Here is a 6,357-nt window from a genome sequence, read left to right as displayed (position 1 = left end):
CGTCGAAGTCGATGTACTTCTTGTCGAGCGGATCCCAGAAATGGTCGTGGGTGGCTGAGATGATCTTGTCGAACGCCGTGGAGCGGGCGTTGTAGCGGTCCAGCTGCAGCATGGACTCGAAGTCGTCAGGGGCGACGGCTTCGTAGATGAGGTCCTTGGTGATGTTGCCGTCGGCGGCCATGCGTTCCTCCAGAAGGGTGTGGGATTGCCGGCGCCCTTGATCCGCATTCGGGGTGTCCCCCGCTGTCGCGACGGGTGGGCGGCTCTGTGCTTGCGGCCAGCCTGACTCGTTGACCGACGTTCGTCAAAGGAAACCGTGACGCGGGCGTCAGTTTTTCATGCGGGCGAGGCGCGCGCCGGCGGCCAAGGCGGCGCGAAAACGCCCGCCGGAGCGGGTCCGGCGGACGCGGCCTTCCATGGAGGCGGAAGGATTATTCGGCGGCGATGGTCAGCGGAGCGGCCACGCGGTCCTTGAAGTTGATCTCCTGGAGGTACTTGATCCCCTCCTCGGCGATGTCGTCGCCCACCATGCGATCGCCCTCGGCCTTGAGCTCGTCCATGTCCACATAGGTGGCGTAGAAGGCCCGCGTGCGGTCGGTGATGATGCCGGCGTTGAGCAGGGTCTTCACCAGCACCCGGAAGATGTTGGTCTGCTCCTTCATGTTCTCCCGACGGGTCTCGTCGGTGACCATTTCGGCCATTTCGGCAATGACCTTGTCCGGATCCAGGCCGAACTCCTCATAGAGGTCGCGCTGCTGGCTGGGGGAGACCAGGTTGAACAGCAGGGTCTGGAAGCAGTGGGCCGCCCAGTCCTCGATGATGGCGTGCTCTTCGGCCGTCAGGTGGGGCACGGTGCGGTCGGCCCAGATCTTCCCGAACTTGTGGTGGAAGGCCTCGTCGGTCATCACCAGCTGGAGCAGCTTCTTGCCCATGGGATCGCGGATGTTGTTGAAGATGGTGGCGAAGGCGCCCATGGCCAGGCCTTCCACCAGCATCTGCATGCCGATGATCTTCTTATAGACCTCCGGGCTGCCGATGATCTCCACCAGCAGGGTCTTGAGCGTCGGGCCGCATTCCACCGGACGGCCCCATCGGGCCTTGATGTACTTGGCGAAGCCGGTGACGTGGCGGGCTTCCTCGCGGGTCTGGTTGGCGGCGTACTCCTGGGCGCCCTGGTCCTTCAGCACATGGCAGAGGCTGGCCGACAGGTTCAGCGCGCCCTGCTCGCCGTGCAGGATGGAGGAGAAGGACCGCAGGGCCGACTGGTTCACGAAGCGGACGCGGGTCTTCCAGTCCGACAGATGGTTGGAGACATAGTCCGTGGACATGGAGATGATCATGTCCTCGGGCAGGATCATCTCGTTTTCCATGTCGAAGGGCTCGTCGAAGTCGATGTACTTCTTGTCGAGCGGATCCCAGAAGTGGTCGTGGGTGGCCGAGATGATCTTGTCGAACGCCGTGGAGCGCGCGTTGTAGCGGTCCAGCTCCAGCATGGACTCGAAGTCGTCGGGGGCGACGGCGTCGTAGATGATGTCCTTGGTGATGTTGCCGTCAGCGGCCATGGCTTGGTCCTCCTGTGGGGCGCGGGCGGGCTCTGATGGCCATGGCCCGCGCTGTGCGGACCAGCCTCGCGTTCTGTCCACACCTTCGCCCATGAACGGCGTTCAGTCAACAAAGATGACGCCCCCGTCACCTTTATGACGCAGGCTTGAACCCGGGGCTTGAACCCGGCTTCAGTCGGCGGCCTCGATGGCCTCGATCTGGGCGTCGGACAGGCCGAAATGGTGGCCGATCTCGTGGACCAGGACGTGGCTGACCAGCTCTTCCAGGGTGACGTCGCCGCGGGCGGCCCACTCGTCCAGGATGGGCCGGCGATAGAGGAAGACCATGGCCGGATGCACCTCGGGATCGAGCACCGAGCGGCGGGCCAGATCGACCCCATGATAGAGGCCGGTGAGGTCGAAGGGGTCTTCGATCTCCAGATCGTCCAGCACCTCCTGGTCGGCGAAGTCGTCCACCCGGAAGAGGACATGGCCGGTCATGGCCCGGAACTGGGCGGGCAGGCGTTCGAAGGCGCGCTGGGCGAGTTCGGCCAGATCGTCCAGGCTGGGGGCGGGTCCCCCGTACGGCTCGGTCATTCGTCGGCGATCACGGTGTGAGGGGCTTCGGGGGGACGCACCTCGAAGAGGCCGATGTCCAGGGGCTGTTGCGGACGCACGGCCCGCAGCGGCTGGCGGGTCAGGGCGCGCAGGGTGTCGCGATCAGGCTCGGCGTCGGGGCGGCGGCGCTGCTGGCGGGCCTGGGGCCCCTCGGCGAGATCCGCCGCCTCCCCCACCTTCCAGAACGAAATCTGCAGCCGCCAGAGCGTGGCCGCCGGCGCCTGCGGGCGGTCGGGCCAGCGGCGGCCCTCGGCGAAGACCGGCGCAGCGGGCGCGAGGATCCGGCGCCGCCCGCCGACGGGGGCCACGAACTCCATCAGGCGACAGAAGCGGTCCTCCGGCGCCAGCGTCATCAGGCGGCCGGGCCGGTCATCCTCCACCTTGCCCGCATGGGCCTCCAGCGCGGCCTCACGGGTGGCGAATTCCGGCCCCACCCCCTGGGTGACGAAGCGTACGGATTCGCCGCGGGCCAGGGCGGCGGCCTCCCGCGCCCGGGCGGCCCGGCCCAGGGGCGCGGCCAGGGCGGCCTCGGCGTCGGGGGCCACGGGATAGAGGATGGCGGACATGGACACATTGTCGCGCAATCGACGCCGTCTGTGAACGGAGGCTGGATGCGACCGGCCGGTTTGCGCCTTATGGTGTGACCTGGGTGATTCGCATCGGCGCGGACGGGCGTCGATGGAGTGGTGATGGATGCGCACGAATTGATCCTGGCGGCGGCCGCCGGTGCGGTGTGCCTCGCCATATGCGCCACGCTGTGGGCGCTCGCTCAGCAGCGCCAGAGCCATGCGCGCCTGCTGGGGCTCAAACGCAAGATCGCAGAGCTGGAGCTCCGCGCCGAAGCCGCGCAGTCCTCGGCCGAGGCCTTCGATTCCGCCCTGCTGGCGGTGGAAGACGGCCGCGCCCTGCTGGCCTCGGGCGAAGAGAGCCTGGCCGTCTGCGCCACGGCGCTGGCTGTGGAGACCCCTGACGCCCAGGGGCTGGTCAATGCGCTCATGCGCGCCGATCCCGATCACGCCCGGCGCCTGCGGGCCCTGTTCGACCGGGGAGAGGCCTGCGCCTTCGAGGTGCGCGGACCCGAGGGCGTTGTGGCCGTGGAGGGGCGGGCCGCCGGCGCGCTCGCCTGGCTGCGCCTGTCGGCCATCATCGGCGAGGACGCCGGCCTGCCCACCGCGCCGCGCTTCGCCGCCTTCCTGGACGCCCGCGCCGATCCGGCCTGGATCGCCGCGGCCGACGGCTCGCCGGTCTGGGTCAATGGCGCCTGGCTGGCCGCGGTGGACGCCGCAAGCCTGGACGAGGCCGCCGCCCGGGGGCTCACCTTCGACAAGGCCGCCGACGAACTGGCCAGCGAGGCGGCCAATCTGGCCCAGGTCCGCCAGACCACCCGCTGGCTCACCGTGGGCGGCCGCCGCCGGGCCTTCCACATCACCGCCCGCCCCCTGGAGGGCGGCGGCGTCGGGGTGTGGGCCGAAGACGTCACCGAGACCGAGGAGATGCGCGAGGCGCTCAAGCGCCATGTGGCGGCCCATGACGAGACCCTGAACCACATCGCCGACGCCGTGGCGATCTTCGGCGCCAACAAGCGGCTGATCTTCCACAACACCGCCTTCGCCGAACTGTGGGGGCTGGAGCCGGCCTGGCTGGGGGACCGTCCGGCCCACGGCGAGGTGCTGGACCGCCTGCGCCAGCGGCGGCGCCTGCCCGAGACCGCCGACTACGCCCGCTGGAAGGCCGCTGAACTGGACCGCTATGAGGCCCTGGGCCCGGCCCCGGACGACCTGTGGAGCCTGCCGGACGGACGCACCCTGCGGGTGGTGCGCCAGCCCCACCCCATGGGCGGCATCCTGCTGCTGTTCTCCGACATCACCGACGAGCTGAAGCTCAAGGCCCAGTACAACGCCCTGATCCAGGTGCAGCAGGCCACCCTGGACAAGCTGAACGACGCGGTGGCCGTGTTCGGCTCCGACGGCCGCCTGCGCCTGCACAATGAGGCCTTCGAGCGGTTCTGGAACGTCAACGCCGCCCAGCTCGACCAGGCCGGAGACTTCGAGGGCGTGGTGGAGCTGTGCGTCCCACGCCTGCATGACCGCAACTTCTGGCGTGAGCTCAAGGGCCGGGTGGCCGATCCCGACCCCAGCGCCCGGGCGGCCATGTCCGGCGAGGTCAAGACCTCCGACTCCCGCATCGTGGTCTATCAGTCGCGCCCCCTGCCCGACGGCGCCACCCTGATCGCCTTCGCCGACGTCACCGACGCCCGCAAGCTGGAGAGCGCCCTGGCCGACCGCTCCGCCGCCCTGGCCGACGCCGAGCGGCTGAAGCGCGACTTCGTGGGCAATGTCTCCTATGAGCTGCGCACCCCGCTCACCACCATCATCGGCTATTCCGAACTGCTGGAACGCTCCGGCGAGAACCTGTCGGAACGCGGCCGCGCCCATGCCGGCGCGGTGCGCCTGGCCGCCACCCAGCTGGCCCGCTCCATCGACGACGTGCTGGACATGGCCCAGATCGACGCCGACGAGATGGCGCTCGACCTGGAAGACGTCCATGTGGGCGATCTCATCGCCGAAACCGCCGGGCGCTGGGCGCGGGAGGCCGAGGACGGCCGCGTCTCCCTTCAGGTGGAGCATGCCGAGGACATCGGCGTCATCCGCGCCGACGCCCACCGCCTGACGCAGATCCTGGACCATCTGGTGGAGAACGCCCTGCGCCAGACCCCGCCGGAAGGCCGGGTGATCATCTCCGCCCGCCGGGCCCTGGGCGAGGTGAAGCTGCAGGTGACCGACACCGGGCGGGGCATTCCCTTCCACGTCCAGGCCCACATCTTCGACCGCTTCGTGGGGCGCGAGCGGGGGGGGCCTGGCCTGGGTCTGGCGCTGGTCAAGGCGCTCACCGAGTTGCACGGCGGCTGGGTGGCCCTGGAGAGCGAGCCGGGCAACGGCGCCACCTTCACCTGCCACCTGCCCGAACTCGCCCAGTCCGAGGCGGCCAGCCACCGCGAGCTGGAATTCTAAGCTCTAAAGAATGTAGCGCGACAGGTCGGTATTGGCGGCCAGGTCGCCGAGGCGCTGACGGACATAGTCGGCGTCCACCACCACCTGCTCGCCCGAGCGGTCGCCGGCGGTGAAGCTGATATCCTCCAGCACCTTCTCCATGACAGTCTGGAGCCGTCGGGCGCCGATATTCTCCACCGAGCCGTTCACCGCCACGGCGGAATCGGCCAGGGCGTCGATGGCCTCCTCGGTGAAGGACAGGGTCACGCCCTCGGTCGCCAGCAGGGCCTGGTTCTGGCGGATCAGATTGGCTTCCGGCTCGGTCAGGATGCGGCGCATGTCGTCGCGGCTGAGCGCCTTCAGCTCCACCCGGATGGGCAGGCGGCCCTGAAGCTCGGGCAGGAGGTCCGAGGGCTTGGCCACATGGAAGGCGCCCGAGGCGATGAAGAGGATGTGGTCGGTCTTCACCGGCCCGTACTTGGTGGCCACCGTGGTCCCCTCGATCAGGGGCAGCAGGTCGCGCTGGACGCCTTCGCGGCTCACATCGGCGCCGGCCCGGTCAGACCGGCTGGCCACCTTGTCGATCTCGTCGAGGAAGACGATGCCCTCGTTCTCGGCCAGCTGCAGGGCCTCCTGGGTCAGGGCCTCCTGATCCAGCAGCTTGTCGCTCTCCTCGGCGATCAAGGGCGCCCAGGCGCCGGCCACGGTGGTCTTGTGGGTCTTGGTGCGAGATTGGCCGAACGCCTTGCCCATGATGTCGGAGATGTTCATCACCCCCATGGAGGCGCCCGGCTGGCCGGGAATGTCGAACAGGGGCATGCCGCCGCCGGAATCGGCCAGGCTCAGCTCCACCTCCTTGTCGTCCAGCTGGCCCTCGCGCAGCTTCTTGCGGAAGCTGTCCCGGGCGGCGGTGGAGCCGGGGCCGGTGAGCGCGTCCAGCAGCCGCTCCTCGGCGGCGGCCTCGGCCCGGGCGCGCACCGCCCCGCGGCGCTTGTCGCGGACCATGGCGATGGCGCTCTCCACCAGGTCGCGGACGATCTGATCCACGTCGCGGCCCACATAGCCCACCTCGGTGAACTTGGTGGCTTCCACCTTCAGGAAGGGCGCCTGGGCGAGCTTGGCCAGCCGCCGGGCGATCTCGGTCTTGCCCACCCCGGTGGGGCCGATCATCAGGATGTTCTTGGGCGTCACCTCGTCGCGCAGGGCCT

General features: G+C 69.2%; 5 protein-coding genes and 1 pseudogene. 1 reads left to right on the top strand and 5 read right to left on the bottom strand.

The window, feature by feature from the left end; genetic code table 11:
- The 4 genes and pseudogenes from V7D28_RS12980 to V7D28_RS12965 form a co-directional block, all read right to left on the bottom strand.
- Positions 1-181: pseudogene (locus tag V7D28_RS12980) on the bottom strand (ferritin-like domain-containing protein); the annotation flags it as partial.
- A 250-nt stretch (positions 182-431) separates the two neighbouring features.
- The gene (locus V7D28_RS12975; protein ID WP_333587805.1) at positions 432-1,562 is read right to left on the bottom strand and encodes a ferritin-like domain-containing protein; all 1,131 of its coding nucleotides are present in this window, start codon (positions 1,560-1,562) and stop codon (positions 432-434) included.
- Positions 1,563-1,733: 171 nt separating this feature from the next.
- Complete coding sequence (locus tag V7D28_RS12970; RefSeq protein ID WP_333587804.1) at positions 1,734-2,138, bottom strand: metallopeptidase family protein; 405 nt, start codon at positions 2,136-2,138, stop codon at positions 1,734-1,736.
- The gene (locus V7D28_RS12965; RefSeq protein WP_333587803.1) at positions 2,135-2,725 is read right to left on the bottom strand and encodes a hypothetical protein; all 591 of its coding nucleotides are present in this window, start codon (positions 2,723-2,725) and stop codon (positions 2,135-2,137) included. The genes V7D28_RS12970 and V7D28_RS12965 overlap by 4 nt, the downstream gene beginning before the upstream one ends.
- Before the next feature lie 123 nt (positions 2,726-2,848).
- On the opposite strand from V7D28_RS12965, the gene V7D28_RS12960 reads away from it, so the two are divergent.
- Positions 2,849-5,170 (top strand): sensor histidine kinase, encoded by a 2,322-nt coding sequence (locus tag V7D28_RS12960; RefSeq protein WP_333587802.1) that lies wholly within the window; start codon positions 2,849-2,851, stop codon positions 5,168-5,170.
- A gap of 3 nt (positions 5,171-5,173) precedes the next feature.
- On the opposite strand, the gene hslU is transcribed toward V7D28_RS12960, so the two are convergent.
- Positions 5,174-6,357: ATP-dependent protease ATPase subunit HslU (gene hslU, locus V7D28_RS12955; protein ID WP_333587801.1), on the bottom strand; the 1,184-nt coding region annotated here is incomplete at its 5' end.

Source organism: Phenylobacterium sp., from assembly GCF_036723115.1.
Classification (GTDB): Bacteria; Pseudomonadota; Alphaproteobacteria; order Caulobacterales; family Caulobacteraceae; genus Phenylobacterium.
This window is presented reverse-complemented; position numbering and strand designations above follow the sequence as displayed.